We start from the raw sequence: 17652 nt of genomic DNA, 5'->3' as shown, positions 1-17652 counted from the left end.
GAGGCGTGAGCCCCTCCGAGACCGAGCCGGAACCGCCGGCCGGACCGGCCGACGACCTGCCGGCCACCGTCGCACCGCAGCTCCGCGCCCTGCGCCGCCGCGCCTCCCTCACCCTGGAGGCCGCCGCCCGCTCGGCCGGACTCTCGCCCGCCCATCTCTCCCGCCTGGAGACCGGGCAGCGCCAGCCCTCGCTGCCGATGCTGCTCGCGCTCGCCCGCATCTACGGTACGACAGTCTCGGAGCTGCTCGGCGAGACGGTCACCGACCGGGAAGCCGTCGTACGCGCCGCCGACATGGAACCGACCCGGGCGGGCGGCTGGACGTACTGGCAGGCCGGCGCCCCCGGCCGCGGGATGCAGTCGCTGCGCGTCCGCATCCCGCACGGCTCCCAGGGCGACATCGTGCGCGTGCACCCCGGCGAGGAGTGGCTCTACGTCCTCACGGGGCGGCTGCGGCTGCGGCTCGGTGACACCGCGCACCTCCTCGCGCCCGGCGACAGCGCGCACTTCGACTCGCTCACCCCGCACCGCCTCGCCGCCGCCGACGAGGACGGTGTCGAGGTGCTCTTCGTCCACACCCTGCTGCAGAGTCCCACGGCCACCCTGTGCCTGGGCCCGATCACCGGAGACACGCCATGAGCGGCAACAACATCGAGGACAGGTTCCCCCGCGCCCTGTGGGTACGGCTCCTCATCTACATCGCCGTCGGCCACCTCTTCGCGGCCTTCATCTACCTGTTGTTCTCCGTGGGCGCCAAGTAGCCCGCCGGGGACCGGAGTTCAGTCGAGCAGGCGCTCGCGCAGCCGCTCCCGGATCTCCGGGGTGATTCCGAGCCCCTGTTCCAGATAGGCGTCCACGCCGCCCCAGGTCTCCTCGACGGTGTCGAAGGCCGCCGTCAGATACTCGGCGCGGGCGTCGAAGAGGGGGCTGAGGAGTTCCATCACCTCGGGGGAGTAGCCGGCCGAGGAGGAGTCGCTGCGGCGCACCTTGTAGCGGCGGTGCTTGGCGTTCGACTCCAGGTAGTCGGCGGCGATCGCCTCGCGCTCCACACCCAGGGCGAGCAGCGTCACGGCTATGGAGAGACCCGCGCGGTCCTTGCCGGCCGCGCAGTGCATCAGCGCGGGGACGCTGTCCTCGGCGAGCGCGTGCAGCACCTGGGAGTGCTCGGCGGTGCGCTGGGTGACGATCGTGCGGTACGAGGCGATCATGCGGTTGGCGCCCTTGTCGCCGCCGAGGATCTCGCGCAGCTGCTCTATCTCGCCGTCGCGGACCATCTTCCAGAACTCGGAGCCGTCCGCCGGGTCGGACAGCGGCAGGTTCACATTGCGCACGCCGGGCAATTCGACGTCGGGGCCCTCCAGCTTCTGGTCCGACGCGTTGCGGAAGTCGAAGATCGTGTGCAGGCCCAGCGAGTCGAGGAACGCGGCGTCCTCGTCGGTCGCGTGCGCGAGATGGCCGCTGCGGAACAGCACGCCGTGCCGCACCCGCCGTCCGTCCGCCGTCGGGAGCCCGCCCACGTCCCGGAAATTGCGCACTCCGGACAACTCCGGCTCGGTCGACGGAATCTGCTGCGTCACGAGGGCTCCTCCCACTCGGCCCGACGGCGCGGCTCACCGGCGGGCACCCTGTCGACGATACGACATGCGTACCGCGGCCCGGGATGCCTCAGAGGCGCTGACCTGGCTCTCTTCCGGGAGGTGTCAGGGCAGGATCGAGTCGACGTAACCCCCGTCGACCCGCAGCGCACCGCCCGTCGTCGCCGAGGCCTGGTCGGAGCTGAGGTAGACGACCATGTTGGCGATCTCCTCTGGCTCGATCAGCCGTTGCAGCAGGGACTGCGGCCGGTGCTTGCGCATGAACTCGCGCTGCGCCTCGTCCCACGGCAGCTCGCGGTCGACGAGTTCGTAGACGAAGTCCTCGACACCGCCCGTGTGCGTGGGGCCCGCGATGACCGAGTTGACCGTCACGCCCGTGCCCGCCGCCTGCTTGGCGAAGCCGCGGCTCACGGCGAGGAGCGCGGTCTTGGACATGCCGTAGTGGATCATCTCGGCCGGGATGACGATCGCCGAGTCGCTGGCGATGTTCAGGATCCGGCCCCGGCCGCGCCCCGTCATGCCCGGCAGGTACATGCGGGTCAGTCGTACGGCGGCCAGCACGTTCACCTCGAAATAGCGGCGCCACTCCTCGTCGCTGATCTCCAGCGGGTCGGCGGCGCCGAACACACCGAGGTTGTTGACGAGGACGTCCACCTCCGGCAGCGCCTGAAGGACGCGCGCGGCGCCCTCCTCGGTCGTCACGTCGGCGGTCACGGGCACGAAGGCGCCGTTCGGCACCTCCGCCGCCAGCCGTGCCGCGCCCTCCGCGACCCGCTGTTCGTTGCGGCCGTTCACCCCCACCCGGGCGCCCGAGCGCGCGAGTCCGGCCGCGATCGCCGCGCCGATGCCCTGCGTCGAACCCGTCACCAGCGCGGTGCGTCCCGTCAGGTCGATCTGCATGTGGAACCAGTCCCTCTGTGCGTCCGTCTGTCCGTCGTGCGTGCCGGTACGTCTGCCGTCAGCCTGGCGGCAGCGCGACCGGCCCGCCACTTCGGCTGCTGCCCGGCCCTCAGACGTGCATGTCGACGACGACCCAGGTCGCGTGGTCCATCCAGTGGGCGATGGCGGCCAGGTGTGCGGGGTGGTTGAAGTACCGCTGGAAGGCGGCGGTGTCGTCGAAGAGGCTGTTCAGGGCGAAGTCGTAGGAGACGGGCGTCTCGTCGAACGCGTGCCAGCCCACTTCCCACTGCCGGATCTCGGGGATCTCGCGCTCCAGGTTCCGTACGAGTTCGAATCCCTCCACGACCTCCGGGGATTCGCGGGTGAGACCGTCGTTGAGCTTGAAGAAGACGAGATTCCGGATCATTTCCGCTCCTGCCGTCGATGTCGCGTCTCGGTGGACGTGGACGTCTACGGGGCCTGCGGCGACTCGGTTCACCCGCCGGCGCGGCGCGCCGACAAGCCCTTTCGGCGCAGTCGGCCGCCGACGGCAGAATGGCGGGCATGCTCTTTCGACTGCTCGGCCGCCCGGAGCTGGTGAACGGCAACGGCGCGATCGCCCTGCCCGGTGCCGTCTCCCGGGCGATCGTGGGGCGGCTGCTGCTCGCCCACGGGGCCGTCGTACGGCGCGACACCCTCATCGAGGAGCTGTGGGAGGAGCGCGGGGCGAAGGATCCGGTCAACGCGCTCCAGGTCCAGATGGCCAAACTGCGGTCCGCGCTCACGGCGGGCGGCGAGGACACGCGGCTGCTGTTCGGGCACGGCGGCTACCGGATCGTCCTGAGGCCGGACGACGAGATCGACGCAACCGCTTTCGAGACGGCGGTCCGGGCGGGCCGTGGGCATCTGGCGGCGGAGGAGTGGGAGAAGGCCGAGGGCGAGCTGCGGGCGGCCCTCGCGATGTGGCGGGGGCGTGCCCTGGACGGCCTGGAGGGACGGGTCTTCGAGGCCGAGCGGACCCGTCTTGAGGAGCTGCGGCTGGGCGCCCTGGAGGATGTGGCCACCGCCGGTCTCGCCCTCGGCCGGGCACGGGAACTGGTCCCCGAACTGACGGCCCTGGTCTCCCTCGCACCGCTGCGCGAGCGGTCGCGGGCCCGCCTCATGCTCGCGCTGCACCGCTGCGGGCGGACCGCGGAGGCCCTGGAGATCTACGAGACGGGCCGTCTGCTGCTGCGGTCGGAACTCGGTGCCGTGCCCTCGTCGGAGCTGGCCTCCCTGCACACCGCGATGATCCGCCAGGACCCGGCTCTCCAGGGGCCCGCCGCCGCGTCCGGCTGTCCGTCCGCGCTGTCCTCCATCCGTACGGACGTCCGGCCGGCGGTCGGCGAAGGCGGTCCGATCCGGCCGCTCGGCCCGTTCGTCGGCAGACACAAGGAACTCGGCGCGCTGCGGGAGTTCGTCGACCGCGAGCGGCTGGTGACCGTACTGGGGCCGGGGGGTGTCGGCAAGACGCGGCTGGCGCTGGAGGTGTGCGCGCTCCTGCAGCCCTCCCGGGGCAACGTCTGGTGGGTCGACCTGGCCCCCGCCGACGACGCGAACGCGCTCGCCGTGGTCGCCGCCGCGCTCGGGCTCTCCGACGCGTCCGTCCGGCCGGACCAGCCGCCGCACGACCATGTGCACCGGATCACCTCGTTCCTGACGGTCCGTCAGGCGGTGCTCGTGCTCGACAACTGCGAGCACCTCCTCGACGCCGTCGCCCCGCTCGTGGCGACACTGCTGAGCCGGTGCCCCGCGCTGACCGTCCTGGCCACCAGCAGGGCACCGCTGGAGGTCCCGGCCGAAGTGCTGTATCCCCTCGCGCCGATGGCCGAGGAGGAGGCCGCGGACCTGTTCGGTGCCCGCGCCGCCATGATCGACCCGTCCTTCGCCCCGGACGAGGCGGCGCTGCGCGACATCCGCTCCCTGTGCCGCAGGCTCGACGGGCTGCCGCTGGCGGTCGAACTCGCCGCCGCCCACGTCCGGTTGCTGTCCGTGCGGCAGATCGAGGCCCGCCTCGACAACCGCTTCGCCCTGCTCACCAAGGGGGACCGCACCGCACCGGCCAGACACCGCACCCTGCGCGCCGTCCTCGACTGGAGCTACGCCCTCCTCGACACCTCCGAACAGCGCCTGTTCACGGAACTGGCCCTCTACGTCGGCGGCTGCTCCCTCGACATGGTGGAGTCCGCCGCCGCGCTGCACGGGGCCGACGGCGCCCAACTGCTGCACGTACTGGCACGGTTGGTCGACAAGTCCCTCGTCGTCCCGTTCTCCACCCCCGACGGGACGCGGCTGCGGATGCTGGAGACGGTCCGCGAGTACGCGCTCGCCAGGCTCCATGAGGAAGGCCGCGCGCCGGACGCCGAGGAACGGCTCATGGCCTGGGCCGCCCACTTCGTCCGCGACGGCAGCGCGGGTCTCTCGTCCCCAGCCCAGAAGGAGTGGGCCCGCCGGCTCACCGAGGAGTCCGCCAACATCCGGGCGGCCTCGGACCTGATGACGGCCAGGTCCAGGGAGGCCGAGGCGCTGCTGCTGGAGGCGCGACTGGGCTACTTCTGGTTCATCGGCGGCCGGGAGGAGGAGGGCATCGACCGCCTCCACCGCACCCTGCTCGCCTACGACGCCGCGGCCGGCCGGCGGACCGCGGAGCCCGCCGAGGAGGACGAGTGGGCGCTCTTCTACACCATCGCCTGGCTCACCTGGCTCAACCATGTCGCCGGGCACCACACGGAAGCCGGTTCCTATGGGGAACGGCACACCGCGGTCTGGCGGCACGCGAAGAACCCCGACCTCGTGGTCCTGGGCCGGTGCTACGACGCGCTGCACGCGATGCTCGACGGGCGCGACGACGTGGAGGAACGGTTCGCCTTGGCCGAGACCGCCGTGGCGCACACCGATTTCGACTGGGACCGGGCGGTCCTGCAGACGAACTGGTCGACCTACTGCCTGCAGCGCGGGGACATCGAGGGGGCCCGCCGCCACGGTCTGCTCGCCGTGGCGGCCTCCTGCGCGGCCGAGGACGACTTCGCCCGGGTCTTCTCCCTCACCCTCTGCGGAGACGCGGACGAGAGCGACGGCCTCCGCGCCCGCGCCCGCGAGCAGTGGACCGAGGCCGCCCGCATCCTGCGCGCCGTCGGAGCGCGTACCCGCTGGGCGTACACCGTGCTCAGACTGGCCTGCCTGGACATCGCCGAGCGGGAGTTCGCCACCGCCCAGGGGCGGCTCGTCGACGTGAGCAGGCTCGCGGACGAACTCGGCGCGGACGACCTCCAGGCGGCCGTGGCCAACCTGCGCGGAGTGCTGGCCCTCCACGACGGCCGTTTCACGGACGCGGCGACGGTCTTCGACGGGGTCTGGCACTCTCCGGCGGCACCGGCCGACCGCAGAGCGGTCTCCGCCGTAGGACGCGCGCTCCTGGCGACGTTCGGCCCGCCGGGCCCCACCGCCGCCGCCGACGTGCGGACCTGGACCGACCGGGCCCGCCGCACCCAGGGCGGACTGCTGGAGCCGCTGGCCCGGCACGCGGTGGGCGTACTGCTGGACCGGCTGGACATCCACCGCTCCGGGGGGAGCGGGCAGAGCGGCCCGGACCAGGTCTGCGCCTGGCTCGCGGGCGGTCCCTCGGTGTTCGCCGCCTTCTGCTGACCGTCTTCACCCTTTCGCCAAGAGGTACGCGCACGCCGTGAACCTCTTCGGAGCGTGCGCCGTAGCAGCCATCGGACGGCACCCGGTCGCGTCGGGGAGCCGTTTCCGCCTGCTTTCCGGGCGGCCGACGCTCCGACGAAAGGCACAGCAGCATGACCGAGTACCAGGGCCGGGCCGTTGTCGGCGCGGCAGCCGTCACCGAACTGGCCGACCGGATCGGGGGATCCGTGTTCGTCCCGGGCGTCCCGGGCGACGCGGGCTACGAGGAGGCGGTCGCGGGGTTCAACCTGCGGTCGCGGCAGCGGCCCCGCATAGTCGTCGCGGCCGGCAGCGCCGCCGATGTGCAGACCGCGGTCGCCTTCGCCGCCCGGCACGACCTGCCCGTCGGAGTCATGGCCACCGGACACCAGCCGTTCCCGGCCGAGGAGGGCTTCCTGCTCGTCACGACGGGTGCGATGCGCACGGTCGACATCGATATCGAGCGTGGGGTGGCCCGCGTCGGCGCGGGCGCGCGCTGGTCGGACGTCGTGGGACCGGCTCAGGAGGAAGGGCTCGCACCGCTGAACGGGTCCAGCCCGGACGTGGGGGTCGTGGGCTTCACCCTCGGCGGCGGACTCAGCCCCTTCCTGGGCCGGTCCCAGGGCTGGGCCGCCGACCACGTCGTGGCCATCGAGGTGGTCACGCCGGACGGCGTACTGCGCCGGGTGTCACCGGAGGCCGAACCGGACCTCTTCTGGGCCCTGCGCGGCGGACGCAGCAACTTCGGTGTCGTGACCGCGCTGGAGATCGGGCTCTTCCCGGTGACCTCCTTCTACGGCGGCGGCATCCACTTCCCCGCCGAGGACGTCGAGGCCGTGCTCCGCGCCTTCCCCGAGGTGGTCCGCGACGCGCCCGACGCCTTCACCTGCTCGGTGGCGCTGCTGAACTTCCCGCCGGTCCCGCAGGTGCCCGAACCGCTGCGCGGCCGGTTCCTCGCCCACGTCCGGGTGACCCACCTCGGCACCGACGAGGAGGCCGAGAAGCTCATCGCCCCCTTCCGGGCCATCGGCTCGGGGATCCTCGACACGATCGCCCGGCACCCCTACGGCTCGTACGCCCTCGTCCACACCGACCCGGCGGAACCCTTCCCGTACGAGGAACAGGGCGCCCTGCTGGCCGAGTTGCCGGCCGCCGCCGTCGACTCCCTGGTGGAGAGCGCCCAGATCGCCGCCGGGGGTCTCGTCACGGTCCTGGAGCTGAGGCATCTCGGCGGGGCCCTGTCGGCCCAGCCGGCCGCCGCCGCTCCCGTCGCCGCGCGGGACGCGGTGTTCACCGTGTGGGGCGCGACGGTGGGCCCGCCGGAGGTCGTCGAGGCCGGTATGGCGATGCTGGGCGGGATGGTCGAGCGGCTGCGCCCGTGGTCCACGGGGCTCACGTACACGAACTTCGCGGGCCGTGACGACCGGGCGGAGAACGTGTTCACGGACGGCGACCTGGCCCGGCTGCGCAGCCTGAAGCGGCGGTACGACCCGCGGAACCTCTTCCGGGTCAACAACCACACCGTCGGCCCGGAACACACCACGGCCTAGGGACGGACGGCGTCGGAAGGCTGGAGACCGCGGTGACATGCGAGCAGGAGACAACCGAACTGGCCGCCTACGCCATGGCGGCCCTCGATCCCGGGGAGACCGTACGCGTCGGCCGCCATCTGCGGGCGTGCCCGGGCTGCGCGGGCGAGGTGGACGAGATCCGCACCGCGCTCGCCGCCGTCCGACTGCTGCCCGACGAGGAGCTGTTGGGGGACTGGTCCGGCAGACTCCTCGAACTGCGGGAGGCGGCGGTCCGGGCCGCCCTGGCCGAGAGCCCGCCCGTACCCCGTCAGCAGTGAGCCGGCACGCGCGCGTGCCCGCTGTCCGTCTCCTTTCCCGCTCCTGTCCTCGGGGGCGCGGGCGAGGAAAGCGGAGATCAAGCGGCCGGCAAGAGGCCCCTCCCAAGGTTTCCCCGTTCAGCTTTCAACGAATTGGTGCGCCGCACAGGACCCACGGCGCACTGGGGGAACGTGGCAATGAGGCAACACAGCACAGCGATCCGGGACACACGGCCGGGCTGCCCGGACGGCGGGACGCGTGAACGGGCACGGGACGAGGCGTTCATCCGCGCCGTCTACGACAAGCACGGCGCGTATCTGCTGCGCGTGGCCACCGGACTGCTGCGGGGCGACGGCCACCAGGCCCAGGACCTGGTCCAGGAAGCGGTCCTGCGCGCCTGGCAGCACGCCGACATCCTCGACCCGGGGGCCGAGGGCATCCGGCCCTGGCTCGTCACCGTGGTCCGCAACCTCGTCATCGACGGCTACCGCGCCCGGCAGGCCCGCCCTCCGGAGACGGTCGACACCGTCCTCCAGGACCTGCCCGGCCCGGAACACATGGACCCCGCGCTCACCAGGAAGATCGTGCGCGAGGCCCTGGCGGACCTGACGCTGCAGCATCGCGAGATCCTCGTCCACGTCGAGTTCCTGGACCAGTCCGTGGCCCGTACGGCGAGCATGCTGGGCATCCCGCCGGGCACGGTCAAGTCCCGGACACACCTGGCCCTCAAGGCACTTCGGGCCGCACTCACGGAGCGGGGCTACACGCCGTAGGCCGTGCCGGGCGTGCGTCCCGGGTGCGTGAACCGTTTCCGCGGTTCTCCTCGTGTACCGCACGTGACGGGCCCGGCGACCGGCTCGTCCGCGCCGCCGCGTCGGACGCCCCCGGGGCCCGGCACCGGGTCGGCGGCACCTCACTTCCGTCGTGGAGGAACGAATGTCGAGCATCCCCGCAGCCCTGCCCACCGCCGAGCAGGTCGTCGACAGCATGGAACGCATGCACGGCCTGTATCCGGGCCACCGGCGCTCCGGTGCGCGGGGCGTCTGCTTCAAGGCGACCTTCACCCCGACCGGCGACGCGGCGGGCCTCACCACGGCGGTCCATCTCCAGGGCCCGCCGACCCCTGTCGTCGTGCGGTTCTCCAACTCGGAGGGGAATCCGCGCTCACGCGACACCGTGCCGGTGGCCCGCGGGATGGCGGCCCGGTTCCAGCTGCCGGACGGCGGCGACACCGATCTCGTCGCCATGACGGTGCCGCTGTTCGTCGCCTCCACCCCGGCACAGTTCCTCGAACTGACCGAGGCGCTACGGCCGGACCCCGCCACCGGGGCGCCCGACATGAGCCAGGTGCAGGCCTATGTCGCCGCCCATCCGCACCTCGCCGGGGCCGTGACGCAGGTCCCGCCGATTCCGGTCGGCTACGGCACCGCCGCCTACTGGGCGATCCACGCGTTCGTCTGGACCGACGCGGCGGGCAACAGACAGCCGGTGCGCTACCGCTGGGAGCCGGAGGCCGGCCGCGCGGAACTGTCCGCCGAGGAGGCGGCCGGCCGCCCGGACCAGTACCTGACCGACGAACTCCACCAGCGCCTACGGCAGGGCCCGGTGGCGTTCACCCTCCAGGTCCAGCCGGCCGAGGAGGACGATCCGACGCACGACCCCGCCGTCGCCTGGCCGGAGCGGCGCAAGGAGATCACCGCCGGACGCCTGGAGATCACCGCGCCGGTCGACGACCAGGACTACTGGGCCGCGCAGCGGTTCGACCCCACCCGGGTCACCGCCGGGATCGAGCTGTCCGACGACCCGGTGCTCGCCTTTCGAGCCCGGGCGTACGCCGAGTCGTACCGCAGGCGCAGCGGGAATTGCTGAACAGGACGGAGAAGAGCGACGGGCACCGGAGACATCCGGTGCCCGTCGCTCTTCGGAATGCTGGGGAAGGCTATTGTCTCGCCCGCTTGCGTGCCTCATCCACGGATCTCCTCTCCTCGAAGGTGAGGAGATCCATGAGCCGCTCGTTGTTGACCCAGTCGTTCAGCAGGGCGTGGGAGCCCCCGAGGCTGAGCGAGTAGGCCCACATACTTCGGCCCCGTCGCGTCCCGTTCCATTCCGCCGCCCAGCGGAGCAGGTGATCAATGCGCTGCTCCGGCGTGAACCTCATGACCCGCATGCTCGTCATCTTTCCGTGGTTGTGGGAAAGCCTTTTCTTCTTCCGCTTGGTAAACGGGACGAGGGACGAGGAGGTTCACAGGCCGATCAGAATCCGGTGAGCGTCACCTTGCCGATGGTGGCGCCGGATTCCAGGATGCGGTGCGCCTCGCGCAGATGGGCGGCGTTGATCGTGCCGAGATCCTGGGTGGCCGTGGTCCGCAGGCTGCCGGCGTCCACCAGCCGGGCGATCTCGCCGAGGATGCGGTGCTGCGCCACCTGGTCCGGGGTCCGGTACAGGGAGCGGGTGAACATGAACTCCCAGTGGAAGGAGATGCTCTTGGACTTCAGCAGACCGATCTCCACGGCACCGAAGTCGTCGATGGCGAGCAGTCCGCCGAACGGCTTGAGGATCTCGGCGTACACGGCGAAGTTCTTGTCCGTGCCGGCCGTGCCGAAGACGTACTCCACCCCGCCGGGCGCCACCTCGGCCACCTGCGCGGGCAGGGGGTGATGGTGGTCGACCACATGTGTCACGCCCATACGGCGGGCGAACTCGACGGTCTCCGGGCGCGAGGCGGTACCGATCACGGTCAGGCCGGTGAGGGCCCGGGCCAGCTGGGCCACCATGGCCCCGACCCCGCCCGCCGCCGCGGTCACCAGCAGCGTGCCGGTCTGCTCCGGACTCTGGCGCAGACCCAGATGTTCGAACAGGCCCTCCCAGGCGGTGAGCGAGGTCAGCGGCAGCGCCGCCGCCTCGGCGAAGGAGAGCGTGCGGGGCTTGCGGCCGACGATGCGCTCGTCGACGGTGTGGAAGCGGGAGTTGGTGCCCGGCCGGTCGATCGCGCCGGCGTAGAAGACCTCGTCGCCGACCGCGAACAGCTCCACCTTGTCGCCGACCGCGACGACCGTGCCGGCGGCGTCCCAGCCCAGCACCTTGGGCTCGCCGCCCGGGTCGTTGCCCTGCCGGACCTTGTAGTCCACCGGGTTGACCGCGATCGCCTCGACCTGGACCAGCAGATCGTGCGGACCTGGCTCCGGGACGGGCAGTTCGAGGTCCAGCAGGCTTTCTTCGTCGTCGACCGGCAGGCTCTTGAGGTAGCCGACGGCGGGCATCGTCTTCGGGGTCACGCTCATCATGGATCTCCTCGGTTCGTGCGGTGGCCGGTGAAGGGCCGCGGCCACGCTCCGAACGGTATCCATCGGGAGGTAGTAACCTGCAAGGGATCCTACTTCCCGTCGGGAAGTGTCCAGGTCGGATCAGGCGGCGTCGGGAAAACGGTCGATGTTCTGCTCCACCCAGGTTCGCAGATGGGCGAGCGGCGCGCAGGCGTCCAGGCCGAGCGGGGTCAGGCTGTACTCGACACGGGGCGGCACCTCGGCGTAGATCCGGCGGTCGACCAGACCGTAGTCCTCCAGACGGCGCAGCGTCTGGGTGAGAACCTTGGGGCTCACGCCCTGGAGCCGGGAGCGCAGCGCGCCGAAGCGCTGCGGGCCGTCCTCCAGGGCGCCGAGAGCGAGGGCGCTCCACTTGTTGGCGAGCAGGTCCAGCATGTCGCGGCAGGGGCAGGCGGCAAGATAGACGCTCTTGGGGTCGTCACAGAGGTTCGAAGTCTTCGTCATCCAGCGATGGTACCCAACGGGTACCAGCAGCCCTTGCGGGTAACCGCCTCCGTTTCCGTACGGTGGCCGACGTGCACGAAGGTCGAGACATGAACGATGACGGCATCCGCTTCCGACTCCTCGGCCGCCTGGAACTGGCCGACGCGAGCGGTGCCGTCGCTCTGCCGGGTGCCGTCTCCCGCGCGGTCGTCGGCCGGCTCCTGCTGGCCGGCGGAGCCGTCGTGCACCGCGACACGCTCATCGACGAACTGTGGGAGGAGCGCGGCGCGAAGGACCCGGTCAACGCGCTCCAGGTCCAGATGACGAAGCTGCGCGCGGCCCTCGCGACGCACGGCGGGGACCGGCGCCTCCAATCCCGTTACGGCGGCTACCAGTTGGTGCTGGCACCGGAGGACGAACTCGACACGGTCCGTTTCGAGGCGGCGCTCCAGGAGGGGCGCGAGCGGCTGGCGGCGGGCGCGTACCGGGAGGCGGAAGACGCTCTGCGGCGGGGACTTGAGCTGTGGCGGGGCCGCGCCCTGGACGATCTGAAGGGCCGGGTCTTCGACGCCGAACGGCTGCGCCTTGAGGAACTGCGCCTGGGCGCACGGGAGGACGCGGCCGCCGCCGGTCTCGAACTCGGCCGCGCCGCCGAACTGGTCCCCGAACTCACGGCACTTGTGGCCGGCGCGCCCCTGCGCGAACGGTCCCGGGCCCGCCTGATGCTCGCCCTCCACCGCTGTGGTCGCCACGCCGAGGCCCTGGACGTGTACGAGGCGGGCCGCGCACTGCTCCGCTCCGAGCTGGGCGTCGATCCCTCCCCGGAACTGCGTTCCCTGTACGAGGAGTTGCTCGCCCGCGACCGGTCCCCCGGGACGGCGGCCAGGGGCGCCGTACGACTGGTCCCGGCATCCGTCGACTCCCGTCCGGCGCCCGGCCGGGGCGGGCCAGATCATCCCCTCGGCCCGTTCGTCGGTCGTGGGGCGGACCTCGACGGGTTGCGTGCGGCCCTGGAGCGGGAACGGCTGGTGACCGTCGTGGGGCCCGGTGGTGTCGGCAAGACGCGGCTGGTGCTGGAGACCTGTGCGTCGATGGCGTCCTCGTACGACGCCGCGTGGTGGGTCGATCTGGCCTCCGCGGACGGCGCGGGTGTCCTTCCGGCGATCGCCGCGGCCCTCGGGCTGTCGGACGCCTCGGTACGGCCGGACCAGCCGCCGCACGACTATGTACACCGGTTCACCTCGTTCCTGACGGAGCGTCAGGCCGTGCTCGTGCTCGACAACTGCGAGCACCTGCTCGACACGCTCGCCCCGCTCGTGGCGGTCCTGCTCGGCCGGTGCCCCGCACTGACCGTCCTGGCCACCAGCCGGGCGCCGCTGGCCGTCGCGGGCGAGCGGCTGTTCCCGCTGGCGCCGATGCCCGACGGCGAGGCGGCCGAACTGTTCGGCATCCGGGCCCTCATGAACGACCCGGACTTCAGCGCGGAGGGAACGGAGCTGGACGACGTCCGTTCGCTGTGCCGGGGACTCGACGGCCTGCCCCTCGCGGTCGAACTCGCCGCCGCGCACGTGCGGTTGCTGCCTGTGCGCGAGATCGAACGCCGCCTCGACAACCGCTTCGCCCTACTGTCCAAGGGGAAGCGGACCGCGCCCGCCCGGCACCGCACCCTGCGTGCCGTCCTGGACTGGAGCTACGCCCTCCTGGACGCCACCGAGCAGCGGGTGCTGACCGAACTCGCCCTGTATGTCGGCGGTTGCTCCCTCGACACCGCGGAGACGGCGCTCTCCCTCCCCGGGGCGGACCGCCACGAGACCCTGCGGGTGCTGGCCCAACTGGTCGACAAATCCCTCCTGTTCACCGTTCCGACGCCCGAGGGGAGCCGGCTGCGGATGCTGGAGACGGTCCGCGAGTACGCGCTGGACCGGCTCCGGGCCGAAGGGCGGGAGGCCGAGGCGGAGGAACGCTTCATGGCGTGGGCCCTGCGCTTCGTGCACGACGGCGCGCCGGGCGGCCAAGGGGAGTGGATCAGCCGGCACACCGCGGAGTCCGCCAACGTCCGGGCGGCCTCGGACCTCCTGATGGCCCGGTCGAGAACGGCCGAGGCCCTGGCCCTGGAAGCGGGACGGGCCTACTACTGGACCATCAGCGGTCGGGAGGAGGAGGGCATCGACCGCCTGCGGCGCAGTCTGCGGGCCTATGACGTCCTGGAGCCCACCGAGGAGGACGAGTTGGCGCTGTTCCGCGCGCTCACCTGGCTCGTCTGGCTCAGTCATGTCGTCGGCCGGCACGCCGAGGCCGGCCTCTTCATCGACCAGTACCAGGTGACGTGCCGGCGGGCGAAGAACCCCGATGTCGGCGTCCTGGGAGCCTGCCACGAACCGTTCCACGCCATGCTGAGCGGACGCCACGACGACGTGGAGGAACTCTTCGTACGGGCCGAGAACGGCATCGCGGGCACCGCCTTCCACTGGGACCGGGCGGTCCTGCAGACCAACTGGACGACGTACTGCCTCCAGCGCGGCGACATCGACGGCGCCCGCGCGCACGGCCGGACCGCCGTCGCGGCGGCGCGCGCCGCGGGCGACGACTACGCACGGGCGTTCTCCCTCGTGCTCTGCGGCGACGCGGACGAGAGCGGCGGCTTCCGCGACCGGGCCCGCGAGCACTGGACCGAGGCGGTCCTCGTCCTGCGCTCCATCGGCGCGCGCGCCCTCTACGCCTACACCGCGCTGCGGATCGTGTGCCTGGACATCGGGGAGGGCGCGATCGCGACGGCCGAACACCGGCTCGCGGAGGTGGCGCGGCTCGCCGACGAACTGGGCGCGGACGACGTCCGCGCCGCCGCGGCCATCCTGCGCGGAGCGCTCGCCTTCCACGGGGACCGCTTCCCGGAGGCCCGGACGATCTTCGCCGGAGTGTGGGACAGCTCCACGGCACCGCTCGATCGCAGGGCGATGTCCGCCCTCGGTCTGACGGTCGTCGCGGCGTTCGGCCCGCCGACCCCCTCGGCGGCCGACGAGACCCGGATGTGGAGGGACCGCGCCGCCAAGGCCCACGACCGGGTGCGCGAACCACTGGCCCGCCGCGCGGTCGGCGCCCTCCTCGACACCCTGGACACCTGTTTCCGGTCCGGTCCGGCCGACGGGCACGGGGCGGACCGGGTACGGGCCTGGCTCGTCGACAACCCCTCCGTGCTGGCCGGCTTCAGCGGAGTGCTGACCGGACCGGGCCGGCATCGCTGACCCGGACGCGTGACACGGGTTTCCACAGGTTATGAGTTCTCCACAGGCGTTGCCTCGCAGGTCCCGCACCATTGATGATGTTGGCGCTTGAGTGGACTTGTTCGAATCTGTGAGGGACTTGATGCTGGAGACCGCCGAGAACGGCCGTACGTGGGTGCTGTCCGGACCCACGAGCAGTTACGCCGTCCATCTCACCGAGCGCGACGAACTGCTCCATCTCCACTGGGGTCCCCGTATCGCGCTCGCCGACGCCGAGGAACTCGCCGCCCGCCCGCTCCCCGGCGGCTCCTCCTTCGAGTCCCCGCTCGACGGACACGAGGAGTACCCGGTCGAGGGCGGCCCCCGCTTCGTCCGCCCCGCCCTGTCGGTGCGCACGGCCGAGCGGCGCGGCACCGAGTGGACCTTCGACCGCTACGACACCGACGGCGACGAGTTGCGGCTCCGCTTCCGCGACGCCGGACTGACGATCACCCTGCACTACCGCACGCGCGGCGACGTCGTGGAACGCTGGACCGTCCTCGACAACGAGGGGACCGAGCCGCTGGAGCTGCTGCGCGCCGACTCCGCGACCTGGACCCTGCCCGACCGCGAGGAGTGGCAGCTGTCGCACGTGCACGGACGCTGGGCCGCCGAGTCACGGCTGGTGCGCTCCCCCCTCACCTACGGTGAGAAGGTCATCGGCAGCCGCCGCGGCCACACCGGACACCAGTACCTCCCCTGGGTCGCGCTCGACACCGACGCGACCGAGGAACGCGGCGAGGTCTACGGCTGCGCCCTCGGCTGGTCGGGGTCCTGGCGGATCGCCGTGGCCCAACTCCCGGACGCGCGCGTGCAGATCACCGGCGGCGCCGGGTACGACGAGTCGGGGCTGCTGAGCCTCGCGCCCGGGGAGTCCTTCACGACACCCCTCTTCGCGGCCCTGTGGAGCGACGCCGGCTTCGGCGGCGCCAGCCGCACCTGGCACGCCTACCAGCGGACGTACGTCGTCCCGGACGCGGACAAGGACCGCCCGGTGCTCTACAACTCCTGGGAGGCCACGCAGTTCGACATCTCCGAGGAGCAGCAGGAGGTGCTCGCGCAGCGCGCCGCGGCGGCCGGCGTCGAGCTGTTCGTGGTCGACGACGGCTGGTTCGGCGCCCGCACCAGCGACCGCGCCGGACTCGGCGACTGGACCCCCAACCCGGACCGCTTCCCCGCCGGCCTCAAGCCTCTTGCGGACCGCGTCCACTCCCTGGGCATGCAGTTCGGCATCTGGGTCGAGCCCGAGATGATCAACCCGGACAGCGACCTGTACCGCGCCCACCCGGACTGGGTGCAGTACCAAGAGGGACGAAAGCGGACGGAGTTCCGCAATCAGCTCGTCCTCAACCTCGCCCGCGAGGACGTCCAGGAGTATCTCTGGGAGCAGCTCGACGGGCTCCTCTCCAGCGCCCCCATCGACTATGTGAAGTGGGACTTCAACCGCTGCTTCACCGACGCGGGCTGGCCCGGCGACGCCTATCCGCAGCGCCTCTGGGTCGACCATGTGCGCGCCCTGTACGCCCTGTTGGACCGGCTGCGGGAGGCCCACCCCGGTGTGGCCTTCGAGTCCTGCTCGGGCGGCGGCGGCCGGATCGACCTCGGCATCCTCAGCCGTACCGACCAGGTGTGGACCTCGGACAACACCGACCCGCTCGACCGGCTCGCCATCCAGCATGGCTTCAGCCAGATCCACCCCGCGCGCGTGATGGCCGCCTGGGTCACCGACAGCCCCAACACCCAGCTCAACGACCGGGTGAGCAGCCTGCGCTTCCGGTTCGTGAGCGCCATGGCCGGGGTGCTCGGCGTGGGCGGCGACCTCTCCGAGTGGACCGAGGAGGAACTCGCCGAGGCCCGCGAGTGGATCGCCCTCTACAAGGAGATTCGGCCGCTCGTGCAGCGCGGCGACCTCCACCGGCTGCGCCCGCCGACCGGCGGACTGAGCGCCGTGCAGTACACGCGCGGCGACGAGAGCGTCGTCCTCGCCCTGCTCCAGGCGCAGCACTACGGCGAGCCGGTACCGGCGCTCCGGCTGCGCGGGCTCGACCCGACGGCGTCGTACGAATGCCTCGAAACGGGTGAAGTCCACCGGGGTGCCGTCCTGTTGCACCACGGGCTGCGGACAGGGTTGCGCGGTGACCTCGATGCGACGGTTCTCCGGCTGCGTCGCATCTGAGCCTTCTGCCCGAATTGCAGCCTTCGTTACAACTCGCTCTGGAATAAGGGAACCTGAGAGTTTGTACGTGAGCAGCGTCATACCCGTGACCGTACGTCGCTGGTCATGTTCACGTAATTGACGTGCTTTTCCAGGGTAATTGAGGGGGAAGTTCTGTGGGAATTCACGGAGGGTGACTGTGAATTCCCACAGGAAGTCACAAGAAACCCAAAACCGTGGAACCTCCTGCTTGTCCCTTTGCGTCTTCCTCGCTTACGTTCGCCACCAATCCGGACGGACGCCCAATCCTGCCGCCGACCGGACTCCGCACACACCCACCCGTATGCGGCAGGAGCGGGGGACCCACAGGTAGGACGCCTGTTCCGGTCTCCGGAACGGGCTTGGGGTAAAGCCGCGACCAGCGCGCGGCCGGGCATCTCCAGCCCGCACCCGACAGCTCACCCCGCAGGCGCCGGAGAGGAATTC

Annotated in this window: 15 protein-coding genes and 1 riboswitch; of the genes, 9 read left to right on the top strand and 6 right to left on the bottom strand. The window is 71.7% G+C overall.

Features of this window, described 5'->3' with window-relative positions; translation table 11 throughout:
• Positions 1 to 5 precede the first annotated feature (5 nt).
• Both ACIBJH_RS31460 and ACIBJH_RS31455 read left to right on the top strand, forming a co-directional pair.
• Positions 6 to 638 (top strand): helix-turn-helix domain-containing protein, encoded by a 633-nt coding sequence (locus ACIBJH_RS31460; RefSeq protein WP_399120275.1) that lies wholly within the window; start codon positions 6 to 8, stop codon positions 636 to 638.
• Entirely contained in the window at positions 635 to 760 is a 126-nt protein-coding gene (locus ACIBJH_RS31455; protein WP_019069690.1) for a DUF6126 family protein, read from the top strand. Before ACIBJH_RS31460 ends, ACIBJH_RS31455 begins: the two co-directional genes overlap by 4 nt.
• Before the next feature lie 18 nt (positions 761 to 778).
• On the opposite strand, the gene ACIBJH_RS31450 is transcribed toward ACIBJH_RS31455, so the two are convergent.
• From ACIBJH_RS31450 to ACIBJH_RS31440, 3 genes are all read right to left on the bottom strand, one after another.
• A complete protein-coding gene (locus ACIBJH_RS31450; protein WP_399120274.1) occupies positions 779 to 1576 on the bottom strand; it encodes a tyrosine-protein phosphatase in 798 nt (265 codons plus the stop codon).
• Between the two features lie 123 nt (positions 1577 to 1699).
• Entirely contained in the window at positions 1700 to 2494 is a 795-nt protein-coding gene (locus ACIBJH_RS31445) for an SDR family NAD(P)-dependent oxidoreductase (RefSeq protein ID WP_399120272.1), read from the bottom strand.
• Between the two features lie 109 nt (positions 2495 to 2603).
• Complete coding sequence (locus ACIBJH_RS31440) at positions 2604 to 2900, bottom strand: Dabb family protein (RefSeq protein ID WP_200710423.1); 297 nt, start codon at positions 2898 to 2900, stop codon at positions 2604 to 2606.
• A 137-nt stretch (positions 2901 to 3037) separates the two neighbouring features.
• On the opposite strand from ACIBJH_RS31440, the gene ACIBJH_RS31435 reads away from it, so the two are divergent.
• The 5 genes from ACIBJH_RS31435 to ACIBJH_RS31415 all read left to right on the top strand — a co-directional run bounded on the left by ACIBJH_RS31435 (position 3038) and on the right by ACIBJH_RS31415 (position 9873).
• Positions 3038 to 6157: an AfsR/SARP family transcriptional regulator gene (locus tag ACIBJH_RS31435; protein WP_399120271.1), complete on the top strand. Its 3120-nt coding sequence runs from the start codon at positions 3038 to 3040 to the stop codon at positions 6155 to 6157.
• A gap of 152 nt (positions 6158 to 6309) precedes the next feature.
• Complete coding sequence (locus ACIBJH_RS31430; RefSeq protein ID WP_399120270.1) at positions 6310 to 7725, top strand: FAD-binding oxidoreductase; 1416 nt, start codon at positions 6310 to 6312, stop codon at positions 7723 to 7725.
• Positions 7726 to 7757: 32 nt separating this feature from the next.
• A complete protein-coding gene (locus ACIBJH_RS31425; RefSeq protein ID WP_399120268.1) occupies positions 7758 to 8024 on the top strand; it encodes an anti-sigma factor family protein in 267 nt (88 codons plus the stop codon).
• A 177-nt stretch (positions 8025 to 8201) separates the two neighbouring features.
• On the top strand, positions 8202 to 8777 hold the full coding sequence (locus ACIBJH_RS31420) for a sigma-70 family RNA polymerase sigma factor (RefSeq protein WP_399120267.1): 576 nt from the start codon (positions 8202 to 8204) through the stop codon (positions 8775 to 8777).
• A gap of 163 nt (positions 8778 to 8940) precedes the next feature.
• Complete coding sequence (locus tag ACIBJH_RS31415; RefSeq protein ID WP_399120266.1) at positions 8941 to 9873, top strand: catalase family peroxidase; 933 nt, start codon at positions 8941 to 8943, stop codon at positions 9871 to 9873.
• Between the two features lie 70 nt (positions 9874 to 9943).
• On the opposite strand, the gene ACIBJH_RS31410 is transcribed toward ACIBJH_RS31415, so the two are convergent.
• The 3 genes from ACIBJH_RS31410 to ACIBJH_RS31400 all read right to left on the bottom strand — a co-directional run bounded on the left by ACIBJH_RS31410 (position 9944) and on the right by ACIBJH_RS31400 (position 11703).
• Positions 9944 to 10162: a hypothetical protein gene (locus ACIBJH_RS31410; protein WP_399120265.1), complete on the bottom strand. Its 219-nt coding sequence runs from the start codon at positions 10160 to 10162 to the stop codon at positions 9944 to 9946.
• Positions 10163 to 10257: 95 nt separating this feature from the next.
• On the bottom strand, positions 10258 to 11286 hold the full coding sequence (locus ACIBJH_RS31405) for a zinc-binding alcohol dehydrogenase family protein (RefSeq protein WP_399120472.1): 1029 nt from the start codon (positions 11284 to 11286) through the stop codon (positions 10258 to 10260).
• Between the two features lie 123 nt (positions 11287 to 11409).
• Positions 11410 to 11703 carry a winged helix-turn-helix transcriptional regulator gene (locus tag ACIBJH_RS31400; protein ID WP_019069679.1) on the bottom strand — a complete coding sequence of 98 codons (294 nt, stop codon included), beginning with the start codon at positions 11701 to 11703 and terminating at the stop codon, positions 11410 to 11412.
• 158 nt (positions 11704 to 11861) lie between these two features.
• On the opposite strand from ACIBJH_RS31400, the gene ACIBJH_RS31395 reads away from it, so the two are divergent.
• Positions 11862 to 14993 (top strand): AfsR/SARP family transcriptional regulator, encoded by a 3132-nt coding sequence (locus ACIBJH_RS31395; protein WP_399120263.1) that lies wholly within the window; start codon positions 11862 to 11864, stop codon positions 14991 to 14993.
• Between the two features lie 121 nt (positions 14994 to 15114).
• On the top strand, positions 15115 to 17187 hold the full coding sequence (locus ACIBJH_RS31390; RefSeq protein ID WP_399120262.1) for an alpha-galactosidase: 2073 nt from the start codon (positions 15115 to 15117) through the stop codon (positions 17185 to 17187).
• A 301-nt stretch (positions 17188 to 17488) separates the two neighbouring features.
• A riboswitch (cyclic di-AMP (ydaO/yuaA leader) is annotated at positions 17489 to 17651 on the top strand.
• The last annotated feature ends 1 nt before the right edge of the window (position 17652 follow it).

Source organism: Streptomyces sp. NPDC050548 (assembly GCF_044457385.1).
Taxonomy (GTDB): Bacteria; Actinomycetota; Actinomycetes; order Streptomycetales; family Streptomycetaceae; genus Streptomyces.
Note: the sequence above shows the minus strand (reverse complement) of the source record. Positions and strands in the feature narration are given on the sequence as shown.